We start from the raw sequence: 15652 nt of genomic DNA on the forward strand, positions 1-15652 counted from the left end.
GGCCGTCCAGCGGCCGGATGCCGCGCATTCCTGTAGGCGGCTGAGGGGCGCGTCGACTCAGTGGCCGGGCGGGGGCGTCAGTCCGTGGAGCTGACCACGCGCGCGCCGGCCACGGGGCCGGCCGCGGTGAGCACGCGGTCCGCGACCCCCGACGCGGTGAACGCCGCGGCGAGCACCAGCGCGTGCTGCCGGCTGCGGCCCAGGGCGGCGATGGTCGGGCCCGACCCGGACACGACGACGCCGAGCGCCCCCGCGTCCTGGGCGACGGCGAGCGGCTCGGCCAGGCCGGGATCGAGCTCGAGGGCCGCCATCTGCAGGTCGTTGTGCAGCGCGGCGCCGAGCGCCCGGGGGTCCCCCGCGCGCAGGGCCTGCATGAGGGGGACGTCGTCCTCCTGGTCGGGCACCATCGCCGAGCTGTGCAGCTCGTCGAACGCGGCGTAGACGGCGGCCGTGGACAGCCCGCGGTCCTGCACGGCGAACGCCCAGTGGAACTCGCCACGGCTCAGCGCGGGAGTGAGCAGGTGACCTCGCCCCGAGCCGACGGCGGTGTGGCCGGCCAGCACGAACGGCACGTCGGAGCCCAGCTCGGCGGCCAGCTCCAGCAGGTCGTCCCGGCTCAGCCCGGTGCGCCAGAGGGCGTCGCACGCGACGAGGGCCGCGGCGGCGTCGGCCGAGCCCCCCGCCATGCCGCCCGCGACCGGCACGCCCTTGTTGAGGTGCAGGTGCACGCCGTCGTCGATCCCCGCGTGCTCCGCGAGCAGGGCCGCGGCCCGTAGCGCCAGGTTCGACCCGTCCGTCGGCACCAGCTCGGCCTGCGGACCGCTCACGGTGAGCTCGCGGGTGTCGGACGGGGTGGCGACGACCTCCTCGAACACCGACACCGCCTGGAACACCGTGGAGACGGCGTGGTACCCGTCGTCCTCGCGCGGACCGACGCGCAGCGACAGGTTGACCTTCCCGGGCGCGCGGACCTTGACCTCGTGCTCGGGCAGCGGGGCCACGGGGGTCAGCGTCACGGCTCCACTGTGCCAGGTCGCCCGGCGGCGGGCCCGAGGTGCTCCGCGATGCGCGCGAAGCCGCCGATGTCCACCCGTTCGCCGCGGGCCTGCGGGTCCACGCCGGCCGCCTGGAGGGCCGCGACGGCCGCGTCGGCACTGCCGGCGAGGGACGCGAGGGCCGAGCGGAGCATCTTGCGGCGCTGGGCGAAGGCGGCGTCGACGACGGCGAACACGGCCTCCCGCGAGGCGTCGGTGACCGGCGGCTCGCGGCGGTCGAAGCGCACGAGCGCCGAGTCGACGTTGGGCGCCGGCCAGAAGACCGTGCGCCCGACCGTGGCCGTGCGGCGGGCCGACGCGTACCAGGCCGCCTTCGCCGACGGCACCCCGTACGTGCGGCTGCCCGGCGGCGCGGCGAGGCGGTCGGCCACCTCCGCCTGCACCATCACGAGCACGCGCTCGAGCGAGTCGAACCGCTCGAGGAACGTGAGCAGCACCGGCACGGAGACGTTGTAGGGCAGGTTGGCGACGAGCGCGACGGGCGGGGGGCCCGGCAGCTCGCGCACGTCGAGGGCGTCGGAGAGCACGATCGTCAGGCGCTCGCGGCCGGCCTCGTCGCGCAGCACCACGGGCTCGTCGTCGGCACCCGCCACCACCGTCAGCCCCGGCACGTGCCGCGCGACCGTGCCCGGGAGGAGCCTCGCGAGCGTCGGGTCGATCTCCACGGCGACCACGTCGGCGCCCGCCTCCAGCAGCCCCAGCGTCAGGGAGCCGAGGCCGGAGCCGATCTCCACCACGCGGTCGCCCTCGGCGACGTCGGCCTGCCGGACGATCTTGCGGACCGTGCCGCCGTCGAGCACGAAGTTCTGGCCCAGCTGCTTGGTCGGGCGCACGCCCGCGCGCTCCGCCAGCTCGCGGATCTCCGCAGGCCCGAGCAGCGTGGTGGTGGTTGACATGCGCACGAGCCTAGGCGAGCACGGCAGAAGCCCCCGCCCGGCGTACCGGGCGGGGGCTTCTGAGGCGATCAGCTGAACAGGTTCTTCCCGCAGGTGGGCCACTGGCCGGCTCCCGAGCGGTTGTAGAGCATCTTGGCGCGGGACGTCTGCTCCTCGGGCGAGGCCTGCGAGGGAAGACCCGCACCGCCGACGCCCTGCCACGTGCCGACCGAGAACTGGTAGAGGCCGTAGTACTTGCCGCTCCCGGAGACGGAGGTGGGGTTGCCGCCCGACTCGCAGCGCGCGAGGGCCGCCCAGTTGAGCGAGTCGGCGTCGCCGCCCGCGGTGACCGGGGATCCCGTCGAGGCCGCGGGGGCCTTCGGGACGACCGGGCGCGCCTTGGTGCCGACGCTCAGCACCTCGTCGACCGGGGCCTGGGTGACGGTGTCGGACACGGCGATCCGGCCCGACTCGACGCCGTCGACCGTGGTGACGCGCTCGACGACGGTACGGACGCCGGGGACGCCCGCCGTGAGCGTGCGCTTCTGGTCCGTGTACCGCGACGCGTCCTGCTGCGTGCTCGACGCGAACGGGACCGCGACGGTCGAGGTGACGTCCTGCATGATGACGCGGTTGACGACGACCTGGACGCGGCCGGTGTCCGTCCGGACCACCGAGACGCGGTCAAGCGGGTTCAGCGTGATGCCGAGCTCGCCGAGCACCTGGGCCACGCGCGCGTCGGCGTCCGTGACCGCGAGGGTCTGGCCGTCGACGACCACGTCCGCCGGGCCGTGCAGCGCGAGGTCGAGCGCCAGCTCCGGGCGACCGCCCGCGGCGGACCGCGAGGCGACGAGCGCGACGGACTGGCCGCGCGCGGACAGCGAGTCGAGCGCCTCGTCCGCGGACAGCGCCGTGGTCCAGACCGACTGCTCCTGGCCGTCGACGGTCACGGCGACCTGGTGAGCGTGACGGACGACGATCTCGGAGCCCTCGCCCAGCGCGCCGGTCTGGCTCACGACGTCGCGGGCGCCGACGACGACGCCCTGGTCGTCCAGCAACCCGTCGACCGAGCCGGCGAAGGTGCTCAGCTGGGTGACGTTGCCGTCGACGTCGAGCGTGACGGACTTCTGCGCGTGCGCGAACGCGGCCGACCCGCCCGCGAGGACGAGGGCCACCGCCGCGGCGGAGATGGGGAGGATGCGTGCCCGACCGGACCAGTGGTCCTTCGGACGGGGCTCGTCCGGGCCATCGGGCTCGGACGTGTCGCGGGATCGCGCGAAGGGACCAGGGATGAGGGTCGAGAACTGCACGGGGCTCCAGCCGTCGAGGTGCCCGGGCACGGGGGGCGGAGCGCGCCACAGGTGCGGCGCCCGGCGGTGAACCTCGGGATTCGAGGTTCGGCGGACACCCGGAGGGGGGCGTCACCCGTCGGTCCCGGATCCCCGATCCGGCCGTCGCGGCGGCCCACACGGAGCGGGCGCCGGTGCCTCACGGACCGGACGTCAGCGCAGATGGGCTGATGTCCAGATCGCGAGGCGAGACCGACCGTAACCGGATCGTGACCAGAATGCCAAGCGCGCCTACCGCCCGATGCGGTACATCCGTGCTCGTTTCACCCTGTCGTCGGGCGTCGCCCCACGTCAGGCGGCGTGAGCGTCGTCACACGGGTAATCGGCCACACACCGGGTGAAACCGGCGGATCAGTACCAGCCCTTGGCCTCGTGCTGCGCCCACGCACCGCACGGGTTGCCGTAGCGGCCGCCGATGTAGTTGAGGCCCCAGGTGATCTGCGTGGCCGGGTTGGTCTGCCAGTCGGCGCCGACGGTCGCCATCTTCGAGCCCGGCAGCGCCTGCGGGATGCCGTACGCACCGGAGGACCGGTTGGCCGCGTTGACGCGCCAGCCGCTCTCCTGGTTCCACAGCGAGAGGAGGCAGGCGAACTGGTCGTCGCCCCAGCCGCGCGCGGCGGCCATCTCCTTGCCGAGGGCCTGGGCGGTGCCCGGCTCGACGGCGACGACGGTGGGGTCGGGGAGCTCGGCCGTGCCGACCTTGGTGACCTGCGTGACCGGCGCGACCGTCACCACGGAGGCGATCGGGGTGCGACCGGTGACCACGCCGCCGACGACCTGCAGCTCGTACGTCGTGGTGCGGACGCCGGCCTTGCCCTTGGTGGTGATGACGGTGTTGCCCTTGACCATCCCTGGGTCCTCGACCTCCTGGGAGTCGAACGGCATGGCCTCGGTCACCGTCTCGCCGCCCGTGCTGGCGCGGGTCACGAGGACCACCAGGCCGTCGACCGCGGTGGCGTCGAGCGGCACGGAGACCTGGTCGCCGTCGTCGAGCACGAGGCCGATGTCGCGCAGCGCGTCGCGGACGGTGGCGGCGCTGCTGACGCCGTCGATCACCTGCCCGTCCACGACGAGGTGGATGGTCTTCAGCGTGGAGACGCGCAGCATGTCGCGGCCGAGCTCCGCTGACCGGGACGCCGACAGGCGGACCTCGTCGTCGCGCAGCCCCAGGCCGTCCACGGCCTCGCCCACGGTCAGCGCGGTCGTCCAGACGTCCCGCTGCGAGCCGTCGACCTCGACCGCCAGCTCGCGACCGTGCCGGACGACGATCTGGCCGGCCCGGGAGATCGGCTGGTCCACCGCGGGGGCGACCAGGTCGCGCTCGCCGACCGTGATGCCGCCGCTCGCGAGCATGTCCCCGACCGTCCGGCCGAACGCCTCGACCTGCACCGAGGTGCCGTCGACGTCGACCGTCACGGTCTTGTGGAGAACCGCAAAAGCGCTCGTCGCGGCCGCCACGACGGCGAGTACGGCGGCCTGGGCCACCACCCGGACGGCACGTCGACCTCGGAGTCCGCGACGCGGCGTCGCATGCTCCAGGTCGGGCGTCACTCGGTGGTTCCTCTCGGCCGGTGCTCAGGAACGTCGTACGGACGGGTGTCCAGGACGCGTCGAGCAGGTCCGACCGTAACCGATCCGTGACCGAGGCGGGAAGTCGAGATCCGTCGTCCGGGACCACGGTCACCCGTGTGTCCGGCGACAGATCGGGACATACCTCTCACCAGGTCCCGTAGACGGCCTCGGACGTCGCCGACAGCGCGCGGCAGACGTCCTCCAGCGGTCGCTCGGTGACCTCGGCGACCGTGCGGACCGTGCCGGGTAGGAGATACGGGGCGTTGGGCCGGCCGCGGAACGGGTGCACCGTCAGGTACGGCGCGTCGGTCTCCACCAGCAGCAGGCTGGGCGGGACCTCGCGCAGCGCGGCACGCAGCTCGTCGTTGGCCTTGAACGAGATCGGGCCGGCGAACGAGAGGAACCAGCCCTGCGCGACGGCCAGGCGAGCCAGCTCCGCGTCGCCGGAGAAGCAGTGGAACACCGTGCGGTCCGGCGCCCCGTCGGCCAGCAGCACCTCGACCACGGCGTCGTGCGCGTCGCGGTCGTGGATCTGCATCGCCAGCCCCAGCTCCTTGGCCAGCGCGATGTGGGCGCGGAACGCCTCCCGCTGGACCTCGCGGCCGCGCGGGCCGGCGCGGAAGTGGTCGAGGCCGGTCTCGCCGATGGCGCGGATGCGCGGGTTGCCGCGCGCGGTCCGCTCCACGACGTCGATCGCTGCGGCCAGATCCACCTCGTAGGGCTCGTCCGGCTCGAGGCCGTCCGGGGCCGCCTCGACGATGCCCGCGTGCCGCACCGTCTCGTTCGGGTGGACGGCGACGGCGCCGAGCAGCTCCCGGTGCGCACGCACGGCCGCGTCCGTCCAGGCGATGGCGTCGAGGTCGCAGCCGACCTGCACCATCCGGGTCACCCCGACCGCCGCGGCGCGCTCGAGGTGCGCGGCGAGGTCGGGCGACCGGCCGTCGGGGTCCCACCCGTCGGCCTCCCACGGCAGCACCGTGTCGACGTGCGTGTGGTTGTCGACGACCGGCGCCGGCAGCGGCTCGGGCGGCGCGGGCCAGCCCCGCTCCTTGGTGCGCGCCATCAACCCTGGCGCAGCCGCTCGAGCTCCTCCTCGACGATCGAGTCGTCGAGCTTGGTGAACACCGGAGTGGGCTTGGCGATGGGGGTACCCGGCAGGAGCGGCTTCGACCGCCACGGCGCGACCGTCCGGCCGAGCTCGTAGTCGCCCGTGATGATCGGGTAGTGCCGCGAGTCGTCGTCGAGGTCCGTGACCTCGTCGATCCGGGGCAGCGGCGAGAACGTGCCCGTACCGCCGAGCGTCTCGTGCACCTTCTGCGCCGAGTGCGGCAGGAACGGCGCGAGCAGCGTGTTCGCGTCGCTCACCGCCTGCGCGGCCGTGTGCAGCACCGTGCCCAGGCGGTCGCGGTCGCCGGTCAGCTTCCACGGCTCGGTCTCGGAGATGTACCGGTTGGCCTCCTGGACCACCCGCATCGCCTCGCCGATGGCCGCCTTGTTGCGGTGCCCGCCGAGCAGCTCGCCGACCTTGCCGAACCCCGCCGCCGTCGTCGCGAGCAGGCCCTCGTCCACGGGCTGGAGCTCGCCGGGCGTCGGCACCTCGCCGAAGTTCTTGTGGATGAGGCTCGCCGTGCGGTTGACCAGGTTGCCCCAGCCCGCCACCAGCTCGGAGTTCGTGCGCGTCTTGAAGTCCGCCCACGTGAAGTCCGAGTCCTGGTTCTCCGGGCCGGCGACCGACAGGAAGTACCGCAGCGCGTCGGGCTGGTAGCGGGACAGCAGGTCGCGGACGTAGATGACGACGCCGCGCGACGAGCTGAACTGCTTGCCCTCCATGGTGAGGAACTCGCTGGACACCACCTCGGTGGGCAGGTTGAGCGTGCCGAACTCGCCGGGCGACCCGCCCTTGGTCCCGCGGCCGTCGTAGGCGAGCAGCTCCGCCGGCCAGATCTGCGAGTGGAACGTGATGTTGTCCTTGCCCATGAAGTAGTAGCTCAGGGCCTCGGGGTCGTTCCAGAACGGCCGCCACGCGTCGGGGTCGCCGCTGCGCCGCGCCCACTCGATCGACGCCGACAGGTACCCGATGACCGCGTCGAACCAGACGTAGAGGCGCTTGTTCGGGTTGTCCTCCCAGCCGGGGAGCGGGACCGGGATGCCCCAGTCGATGTCCCGCGTCATGGCGCGCGGGCGCAGGTCGTCGATGAGGTTGAGCGAGAAGTTCAGCACGTTCGGACGCCAGCCCTCGCGGGTCCGCAGCCACGCCTCGAGCGCGCTCGCGAACGCCGGCAGGTCGAGGAAGAAGTGGTTCGACTCGACGAACTTCGGCGTCTCGCCGTTGATCCGGCTGTGCGGGTTGATCAGGTCTATGGCGTCCAGCTGGTTGCCGCAGTTGTCGCACTGGTCGCCGCGAGCGCCGTCGTACCCGCAGATCGGGCAGGTGCCCTCCACGTACCGGTCGGGCAGCGTGCGCCCGGTGCTCGGCGAGATGGCCCCCATGGTCGACTGCTCGATCATGTAGCCGTTCTTGTGCACCGTGCGGAACATCTCCTGCACGACCGCGTAGTGGTTGCGCGTCGTCGTCCGCGTGAAGAGGTCGTACGACAACCCCAGGTTGGTCAGGTCCTCGACGATCACGCGGTTGTAGCGGTCCGCTAGCTCCTGCGGGCTCACGCCCTCCTGCTCGGCCAGCACCAGGATCGGCGTCCCGTGCTCGTCGGTGCCGGAGACCATGAGCACCTCGTTGCCCGCCATCCGCATGTAGCGGCTGAAGATGTCCGACGGGACACCGAAGCCGGCGACGTGACCGATGTGGCGGGGGCCGTTCGCATACGGCCATGCGACGGCGGAGAGGATGCGGGACATGCCGCCGATCCTAGGTGAGCGCGCCGGGTCGGCTCAGCCGACGACCACCCGCAGGATGCGGTCGTCGCCCGGCCGCGGGTCGCCGCGCCCGTCGGTGTTGTTCGTCATGACCCAGAGTGACCCGTCCGGGGCCACGGCGACCGCGCGCAGGCGCCCGTACTGCCCCTCGAGCAGCGCCTGCGGGGTCCCGACGCCGTCGGCCGTCAGCGGGACGCGCCACAGCCGCTCGCCGCGCAGGGCCGCGAGGTAGACGCCCTCGTCGGTGACCGCGAGGCCGCTGGGCGAGGCGTCGGCGGTCGCCCAGGTGGCCACGGGCGCCACGAAGTCGGCGTCGTCCGACCTCCCCTCGACCTCCGGCCAGCCGTAGTTGCCGCCCGGTTCGATGACGTTGAGCTCGTCCCAGGCGTCCTGCCCGAACTCGGACGCGAACATCCGGCCGTCGGGCGCCCACCCGAGACCCTGCACGTTCCGGTGACCCATGCTCCAGACCGGCGAGCCGTCCTCCGGGTTGCCCGGCGCGGGGTCGCCGTCGAGCGTGACCCGCAGGATCTTGCCGTTCAGGCTGTCGGGATCCTGCGCGGACGGCCGGTCGCCGGCGTCGCCCGTCGTGACGTACAGGTAGCCGTCCGGGCCGACCGCGAGCCGGCCGCCGTCGTGGTTGCCCGCCTTGCGGATGCCCGTGACGATCGGGCGCAGCTCCCCCAGCGTCGAGCCGTCGAGCGTGCCGCGCAGCACCCGGTTGTCGTCGGCGGCGGTCGCGTAGAGGGCCAGGTCGACCGAGCTTCCCGACGAGCCCAGCACGGCCACCCCGAGCAGACCGCCCTCACCGTCGGCGACGACGAGGTCGGTCAGCTGGTCGGCACCGGGACCGGTCACGGACGTCGCCGCGCCGTCGGGCCCGACGAGGATCAGCCGCGCCGCGTCCCTCAGCGTGACCACCGCCTCGCCGTCGGGCAGGAAGGCGAGGCCCCACGGGACGTCGAGGTCGCCGAGGATCTCGTCGACCGCGGTGACCTCGACCGTGGCCGCGCCGCTCGGCTCGCCGGAGGCCGCCGTCGTCGGGGCGGTCTCCGTGGGTGCCGGGGTGTCGGGTCCGCAGGCTCCGATGAGCGCCAGCAGCGCGACCGTGGCCACCGCAGCGGCCGACCGTACGCGGGACGCTCGTCGCACAGCCATGATCCAGCCCAGCACGACGCGCGCGGCCCCGCACTCCGGGACCACCCTGAGCCGGCCGCGGGCCCGCCTCCGGGACCACCCGGAACCGTCCCCGGTCTTCCCCTGGGAGCGGGGTCCGTTGCCCGCGGACGCACCTAGCGTCCACCGTGTGACCGCCGTCGACGCCGCCCGCACGCAGTTCGCGCTGCTGGCCGGCATCCACTTCCTGTTCGTCCTGGTGACCCTCGGCCTGGGGCCTGTGGTCGCGATCTTCCAGACCCGGTGGGCGGTCACCGGGCGTCAGGTGCACGAGCGCGCCACGCGGTTCTGGGGCCAGCTCTACCTGGTCAACTATGCGCTCGGGATCGTCGCGGGCATCCTGCTCGAGCTCCAGTTCGGGCTGCACTTCCCAGGGCTGCTCGACGTGGCCGGCGAGGTGTTCGGGGCACCGCTGGCCGTCGAGACGATGGTCGCCTTCTTCCTCGAGTCGACGCTGCTGGGTCTGTGGGTCTTCGGGTGGCACCAGCTGAACCGGTGGGTGCACACGGCGGTGTTCTGGCTCGTGGTGGTCACCGGGTACGCCTCGGCGTTCGCCGTCATGGTGGCGAACGGCTTCCTGCGGCACCCCGTGGGCTACGAGCTCGTCGACGGCGTCGCGCACCTCACCGACACCGCCGCGCTCGTGCTCAACCCGGCGGCCGTCCTGTCCCTCGGGCACGTCGTCGGCGCGTGCCTGCTGGCCGGCGCGTTCGTCGTCGTCGGCACCAGCGCCTGGCACCTGCGCCGCGAGACGGGGCACGACGAGCTGTTCCAGCGCTCGTTGCGCACCGGCGTCGTCGTCGGTGCGGTCGGTGCGCTCCTCGCCGTTGGGTTCGGCTTCTCGCAGTTCTCCTACTTCGCGGACCGAGCCGACGAGCCCACCCAGTCCCCGGTGGCCGGCGTCGCGCTCGGACTGATGATCCTCGGCGGTCTCGTCCTGTTCCTCGGCGCGTTCCCGATGCTGGCGCTCCTGGTCCGCGGGGCGCTGTTCCGGCTGCCGCTCGGGCTGCGGCGCGGGTTCTACGGGTTCCTCACCGTCGTGCTGCCGGCGCCGTTCGTGCTCGCGATCTTCGGCTGGCTGGCACGCGAGATCGGCCGGCAGCCCTGGGTCGTGGTCGGTGTCCTGAGGACCGCCGACGCCACGTCCGCCCACACCGCGACGTCGGTGCTGGTCTCGCTGGCGGTCCTCGTCGGGCTCATCGCCACCCTCGCGGTCGTCGACTGGCTGGTCCTCGCGCGACTCGCGCGCCTGGGCCCGGGCAACCCGGCCCTCGGCGCACCATCGTCGCAGGCCCGCGAGGCCGACGAGCCCCTGACCTTCGCCGAGGTGTCCCGATGACCGCCCTGTGGGCCGTCCTGCTGGCGGGCTCGCTGGCCGGGTGGGCCGTGCTCGACGGGATCAACCACGGGCTCGGCGCCACGCTGCGCTCGGTGGGCCGCACGCCGGGCGAGCGCCGGACCGTCCTCACCGCGCTCGGCCCGTTCCTGCTGGCCGGTGAGGTCTGGTTGGTGGCCGCCGCCGGCGTGCTGGTCGCCGGCTTCCCGGAGCTCGAGAGCGGGCTCTGGTTCGTCGCGTACCCGCTGGTCATCGCCCTTCTGGTCGCCTGGGTGCTGCGCGACGCGGGCGTCGGGCTCCGCAGTCGGCGGCCCGGCGCCCGGTGGCGGGCCGGCTGGGAGCGCGTGATCGTGGTCGCGTCCGTGGCCCTGCCGCTCGTGGCCGGCGTATTGCTGGGCGGCGCGCTCGTCTGGCTGCCGCCGCAGCCGTCGATCGCCGCGCGGGTCGTCGTCCCGGTGCTCACCGGGCTGTCGGCCATCGCCGTGACGCGGGTCCTCGGCACGACCTTCGTCGCCATGCGGACGTCCGGCGAGCTGCGCCGGCGCGCCGCGCGGCTGGCGCTGCGGTCGCTCCCGTGGTCCGCCGGTCTGCTCGCCGCCGCCGCGCTCGCCTACGTGATGCTGGTCCCCGCCGACGGCCCGCTCACCGCGGTCCTGCCCCCGCTGGTCGTCGCCGCCGGCTCGGGCTCCGCGCTCGTCGCCCGGCCCGCGCTCTCGGACGGTCGCCTGCACCGCGCACTGCTCGCGCTCGTCGCGGGTGGGATCCTGCCCGTCGTCGCCGCGGCGGTCGCGCTCGCGCCGCGCCTGGCCGCGACCGCGTCACCGGTGCCCGACCTCGGCCTCGCGCTCCTCGCGTGCGTGCCGGTCCTGCTCGCGGCGCAGGCGTGGGTCTGGCGGACGTTCCGCCACCCGGTCGGCCCGCGCGACGCGGTCTTCTACTGACACGACCGGAAGACCCGTCGCCGCGGACACCCCCGCCCCGCCCCCAGCGAGAACAACGTGGGGAACGTTCTGACGCCCGATAACGCATGCAACGTTGTTCTCGACCGGCTTCGTCCGTGACGAGCGGGCCCACGAGTGTCGCGGGGCCGGGTCGACGCTGGGGCCATGGCCTGGTCGGCGGGTCGTGGTCAGGAACCGGCGGCGGTCAGGGACCGGTCGGCGGGGTGCGGTCGGGGCGGGGCTTGGCCGCCAGGGCCGCCGCGTACAGGTCGCGCTTCGGGACACCGGCCGCCGCCGCCACCTCCGCGACCGCGTCCTTCAGCCGCTCGCCGCCGTCCGCGCGCGACAGCACCTCGGCCACGAGGTCCGCGGTCGACAGCTCGACCGCCTTCACCGCGCCGCCCACCACGACGACGATCTCCCCGCGCACCTGGTCGGCCGACGCCCACGCGACCAGCTCGGCGAGGGGTCCACGGACGATCTCCTCGTACGTCTTGGTCAGCTCGCGGCACACGGCGGCGGGCCGGTCGGCGCCGAACCCGTCGGCCATCGCCCGCAGGGTGTCGTCCAGCCGGTGCGGCGCCTCGAAGAAGATCATCGTGCGGCGCTCGTCGGCCAGGAGCTCGAAGGCCCGTGCCCGCTCGCCCGGCTTGCGCGGCGGGAAGCCCTCGAAGCAGAACCGGTCAGTCGGCAGGCCCGACAGAGCCAGCGCCGTGAGCACGGCGCTCGGCCCGGGCGCGGCCGTGACCGGCAGCCCCGCCGCGACGGCCGCGGTCACCACGCGGAAGCCCGGGTCGGAGACGGCAGGCATCCCCGCGTCCGTGACGACGACGACCGTGCCCCCGTTGGCGACGACCTCGAGCAGGTCGGCCGACCGGTCGGCCTCGTTGTGCTCGTGGTGGCTGACGACGCGCCCGCCGATCTCGACGCCGAGCCTCGCCGCGAGCGCCCGCAGCCGCCGCGTGTCCTCCGCGGCGACGACGTCGGCCTCCGCGAGCAGCCGCCGCAGGTGCGCCGACGCGTCCTCGGTGTTGCCGATCGGCGTCGCGGCCAGCACGAGGCGACCGGGGGTCTGCGCGGGGGGACTCACGGGGGTCACGCCGTCAGCCTGCCACCTCGCCGGACCCCTCCCGCCGCACAGCCCTCGCCCCTACGATGACCCGGTGCCGCCCACCGGAGACGACGACGCCGCGACCCTGACCGCCCGTCAGGGAGGCACCGCCCCCTCCCCCCGCTCCGAGGACGTCCCGGCCCCGCACGAGCGGTCGTCGGCCGCCGACGACGACCTCGCCGGTGGCAGCACCACCGAGACCGACGCCCCGACCGAGCTCGTGCACGACGAGTCGCGGGACGTGGAGGGTCCGGTCGAGTCCCACCGCGGCCGGTTCCTGCGTCGGCTGCTCGGCGACGACTCCCTCGCGCTCGACCGCACCCCGCGCGCGCGCCTGACGGGCTGGGCGTGGGCGCTGGCCGTGACGCTGCTCGGAGCCTTCCTGCGGTTCTGGGACCTGGGCCGGCCGCACCGCCTGGTGTTCGACGAGACGTACTACGTCAAGGACGCCTACTCGCTGCTGGTCAACGGCTTCGAGGCGCAGTGGGGCGACAACCCGAACCCGGCGTTCGAGGCGGGCGACACCAGCGGCCTCACGACGACCGGCGAGTACGTCGTGCACCCGCAGCTGGGCAAGTGGCTGATCGCGCTGGGGATCCACCTCGGTGGAGGCGTGGGCAGCTCGGCGGCGTGGCGGCTGTCGGCGGCGATCTGCGGCACGCTCGCGGTCCTCATGGTCGCGCGCATCGGCCGCCGCCTGTTCGCGTCGACGGCGCTCGGCACGGTGGCCGGCCTGCTCATGGCGGTCGACGGCGAGGCGATCGTGATGTCCCGCGTCAGCCTGCTCGACCCGTTCCTCATGTTCTTCCTGCTCGCGGCGTTCGGCGCCCTGCTGCTGGACCGCGACCAGGCCCGACGGCGGCTGGCCGAACGGGCCGGGAGGCGGCTCGACGAGGGCGGCGAGCTGGACGACGGGCCGCGCCTCGGGGTCCGCTGGTGGCGGCTCGCGGCGGCGGTCCTGCTCGGCCTGGCGCTCGGCACGAAGTGGTCGGCGATGTACTTCCTCGCGGTGTTCGGGCTGCTCAGCGTGGCGTGGGACCTCACCGCGCGGCGCGCGATCGGGGTCCGGCACTGGTGGCGGGCCGGCATCCTCAAGGACGGCATCGTCGCGGGGATCTCGATGGTCGGCATCGCCGTCGTCGTCTACCTGGGCACCTGGTGGTCGTGGTTCACGCACCGCGAGTCGTACGGGCGGCTCTGGGCCGAGAACAACCCCGACCAGGGCGTGCAGTGGCTGCCGCCCGCGCTCCGGTCGTTCTGGAAGTACCACCAGGACATGTGGGCGTTCCACAACGGGCTCGAGACGCCCCACTCGTACGCGGCTCACCCGATCGGCTGGATCGTGCAGTGGCGGCCCACGTCGTTCTTCTACCCGACCGAGATCTCCGGGCTCACCGGTCAGGCGGCCCAGGACGCGTGCGGCGCCCCCAGCTGCTCGCAGGCCATCGTCGCGCTGGGTAACCCGGTGCTGTGGTGGTGCGCGGCGGCGGCGGTCATCGTCGCGGTCGTCTGGCTGTTCCGGTACCGGGACTGGCGCGCCGGCGCCGTGCTGTCCGGCATCGTCGCCGGCTGGCTGCCGTGGTTCGCCTACGCGCACCGCACGATCTTCACGTTCTACTCGATCGCGTTCACGCCCTGGGTCGTGCTCACGCTGGTGTACGTGATGGGTCTGGTGGTCGGCCCGAAGGACCTGGATCCTCGCGGCCGGAAGTGGGCGATCATCGGCTGCGGGATGCTCGTCGGGCTGATCGTGCTGGTCAGCGCGTTCTTCTACCCGATCTGGTCCGCGTGGGTGGTGCCGTACAACTTCTGGCACTCCCACATGTGGCTGCGCACCTGGATCTGACGACCGGCACGGTCAGCTGGGCCACTCGACCTGCGGGCTCGGGTACCACGACAGTGCCAGGCGGTCCCAGAACGGCGCGTGCCGGGCGATCCGGGTGCGGAAGTCCTCCCAGTCGCGGCGCTCGGGCGCGGACCACGCCACCTCGGCGACGGCCGCGAGCCGGGGCAGCAGCATCTGCGTGAGGGCGGGCAGGTCGCGCAGCGTCTCGGTCCAGAGCCCTGCCTCGACGCCGATCACGGACTCGGCGGGCACACCCTCGATGAGGGTGGACGGCTCCCAGTCGTAGGCGTCGCGCAGCTCGACGTGCCCGGCCCACTCGAGGCCGAGCTCGGTGCTCGCGTCGTACTTCATGTCCAGGTACGCCTTCGACGCGGGCGACATCAGCAGCAGCGCGCCGGCCTGCGCGGCGGCCGCGAACGGCGCCGGGTCCACCCGCGTGTCCCAGTACTGCACGACCGTGCCGGGCTCGAGCGGGGTGTGCGCGATCTCCTGCCAGCCGACCACCTTCTTGCCGGCGGCCCGGACAGCGGCCGACGCGGCGGCGACGAGCGTGGCGTACTCGTCGGCCTCCATGGTCAGCACCTCGTCGCCACCGATGTGCACGTACTCGCCGGGGGTCATCGCGGCGACGTCGGAGAACACGTGGGTGAGGAAGGCGCCGGTCGCGGGCAGGTCGGCGTGCAGCCTGCTGAAGCCGACCTCGATGCCGGTGTAGGCGTCGGTGGGCTCACCGGACGGCGTCAGCTCGCCGTACGCGTGCGTGGCGGCGTTGACGTGCCCAGGGACGTCGATCTCGGGCACCACGCGGACGCCGCGCACGGCGCCGTAGGCCACGATGTCGGCGAAGTCCTCGGCCGAGTAGAACCCGCCGGGGTCGCCGTCCACGGAGGTGCTGCTGGACAGCCGGGTGAGCAGCGGGCGCGACGGCACGTGCAGCCGCCAGCCCTGGTCGTCGGTCAGGTGCAGGTGCAGCACGTTGAGCTTGTAGTGCGACAGGAGGCCGATGATGACCTTGACGTCGCTGACGGTGACGAAGTGCCGCGCGACGTCGAGCGACAGCCCGCGCCACGCGTAGCGCGGCCAGTCCTCGATCCGCACCCCCGGGACGCGCAGCACGCCGCCGGGCGCGGTGACGATGAGCTGGCGCAGCGTGACGATCGCCCGGACCAGGCCGGCGGGCGTGCGCGCCTCGAGGTCGACGCGGCCGTTGCGGGAGACCACCCGGTACGCCTCGTCGCCGGCGGGAAGGGACTCGACGAGCCGCAGCCGCACGATGTCCGACGCCCCCGCCTCGGAGTACCGCACCTCGACTGCACGCCCGCTCACGCGGCCGAGCAGGTCGGCCGCGAGAACCGCGATGCCGATGAGGTCCGGGCGGCCGTCGACCACCACGGTCGTCGCCTCGGTGAAGAGGAAGGGGGCGTCGCTGGTCCGCTCGAGCACAGCGGGCTGGGGGACGACGGCGATCACGTCGGGCACGGAGCTCCTCGACAAGGGTGCGGCGGGGACGGCCTGGA

12 protein-coding genes are annotated in these 15652 nt (G+C 73.7%); 3 read left to right on the forward strand and 9 right to left on the reverse strand.

What is annotated here, in order from left to right; genetic code table 11:
• Window positions 1–77: 77 nt before the first annotated feature.
• From AC1DT4_RS03690 to AC1DT4_RS03720, 7 genes are all read right to left on the reverse strand, one after another.
• Window positions 78–1016, reverse strand: a complete 939-nt coding sequence (locus AC1DT4_RS03690; protein ID WP_477088413.1) for a 4-(cytidine 5'-diphospho)-2-C-methyl-D-erythritol kinase — start codon at window positions 1014–1016, stop codon at window positions 78–80.
• Complete coding sequence (gene rsmA, locus AC1DT4_RS03695; RefSeq protein WP_477088414.1) at window positions 1013–1951, reverse strand: 16S rRNA (adenine(1518)-N(6)/adenine(1519)-N(6))-dimethyltransferase RsmA; 939 nt, start codon at window positions 1949–1951, stop codon at window positions 1013–1015. Before rsmA ends, AC1DT4_RS03690 begins: the two co-directional genes overlap by 4 nt.
• Before the next feature lie 68 nt (window positions 1952–2019).
• Window positions 2020–3270: a ubiquitin-like domain-containing protein gene (locus tag AC1DT4_RS03700; protein ID WP_477088415.1), complete on the reverse strand. Its 1251-nt coding sequence runs from the start codon at window positions 3268–3270 to the stop codon at window positions 2020–2022.
• A 360-nt stretch (window positions 3271–3630) separates the two neighbouring features.
• Window positions 3631–4764 (reverse strand): aggregation-promoting factor C-terminal-like domain-containing protein, encoded by a 1134-nt coding sequence (locus AC1DT4_RS03705; protein ID WP_477088416.1) that lies wholly within the window; start codon window positions 4762–4764, stop codon window positions 3631–3633.
• Window positions 4765–4996: 232 nt separating this feature from the next.
• On the reverse strand, window positions 4997–5914 hold the full coding sequence (locus AC1DT4_RS03710; RefSeq protein ID WP_477088417.1) for a TatD family hydrolase: 918 nt from the start codon (window positions 5912–5914) through the stop codon (window positions 4997–4999).
• On the reverse strand, window positions 5914–7707 hold the full coding sequence (gene metG / locus AC1DT4_RS03715) for a methionine--tRNA ligase (RefSeq protein ID WP_477088418.1): 1794 nt from the start codon (window positions 7705–7707) through the stop codon (window positions 5914–5916). The genes AC1DT4_RS03710 and metG overlap by 1 nt, the downstream gene beginning before the upstream one ends.
• 33 nt (window positions 7708–7740) lie before the next feature.
• On the reverse strand, window positions 7741–8883 hold the full coding sequence (locus AC1DT4_RS03720; RefSeq protein ID WP_477088419.1) for a PQQ-dependent sugar dehydrogenase: 1143 nt from the start codon (window positions 8881–8883) through the stop codon (window positions 7741–7743).
• 148 nt (window positions 8884–9031) lie between these two features.
• On the opposite strand from AC1DT4_RS03720, the gene AC1DT4_RS03725 reads away from it, so the two are divergent.
• Entirely contained in the window at window positions 9032–10240 is a 1209-nt protein-coding gene (locus tag AC1DT4_RS03725; RefSeq protein ID WP_477088420.1) for a cytochrome ubiquinol oxidase subunit I, read from the forward strand.
• Window positions 10237–11178, forward strand: a complete 942-nt coding sequence (locus AC1DT4_RS03730; protein ID WP_477088421.1) for a cytochrome d ubiquinol oxidase subunit II — start codon at window positions 10237–10239, stop codon at window positions 11176–11178. Before AC1DT4_RS03725 ends, AC1DT4_RS03730 begins: the two co-directional genes overlap by 4 nt.
• A gap of 205 nt (window positions 11179–11383) precedes the next feature.
• On the opposite strand, the gene rsmI is transcribed toward AC1DT4_RS03730, so the two are convergent.
• On the reverse strand, window positions 11384–12277 hold the full coding sequence (gene rsmI, locus AC1DT4_RS03735) for a 16S rRNA (cytidine(1402)-2'-O)-methyltransferase (RefSeq protein WP_477088422.1): 894 nt from the start codon (window positions 12275–12277) through the stop codon (window positions 11384–11386).
• A 64-nt stretch (window positions 12278–12341) separates the two neighbouring features.
• Here rsmI and AC1DT4_RS03740 point away from each other — a divergent pair, with 64 nt between their 5' ends.
• Window positions 12342–14135 (forward strand): dolichyl-phosphate-mannose--protein mannosyltransferase, encoded by a 1794-nt coding sequence (locus tag AC1DT4_RS03740; protein ID WP_477088423.1) that lies wholly within the window; start codon window positions 12342–12344, stop codon window positions 14133–14135.
• Between the two features lie 12 nt (window positions 14136–14147).
• On the opposite strand, the gene AC1DT4_RS03745 is transcribed toward AC1DT4_RS03740, so the two are convergent.
• Window positions 14148–15614 (reverse strand): family 20 glycosylhydrolase, encoded by a 1467-nt coding sequence (locus tag AC1DT4_RS03745; RefSeq protein WP_477088424.1) that lies wholly within the window; start codon window positions 15612–15614, stop codon window positions 14148–14150.
• Between the last annotated feature and the right edge of the window lie 38 nt (window positions 15615–15652).

The organism is Cellulomonas sp. P4_D11 (genome assembly GCF_056401915.1).

Bases quoted from the DNA above. Each gene is read 5' to 3' on its own strand.
- rsmA (WP_477088414.1), bottom strand. From the start codon at position 1,951: ATGTCAACCACCACCACGCTGCTCGGGCCTGCGGAGATCCGCGAGCTG.
- AC1DT4_RS03710 (WP_477088417.1), bottom strand. From the start codon at position 5,914: ATGGCGCGCACCAAGGAGCGGGGCTGGCCCGCGCCGCCCGAGCCGCTG.
- metG (WP_477088418.1), bottom strand. From the start codon at position 7,707: ATGTCCCGCATCCTCTCCGCCGTCGCATGGCCGTATGCGAACGGCCCC.
- AC1DT4_RS03720 (WP_477088419.1), bottom strand. From the start codon at position 8,883: ATGGCTGTGCGACGAGCGTCCCGCGTACGGTCGGCCGCTGCGGTGGCC.
- AC1DT4_RS03730 (WP_477088421.1), top strand. From the start codon at position 10,237: ATGACCGCCCTGTGGGCCGTCCTGCTGGCGGGCTCGCTGGCCGGGTGG.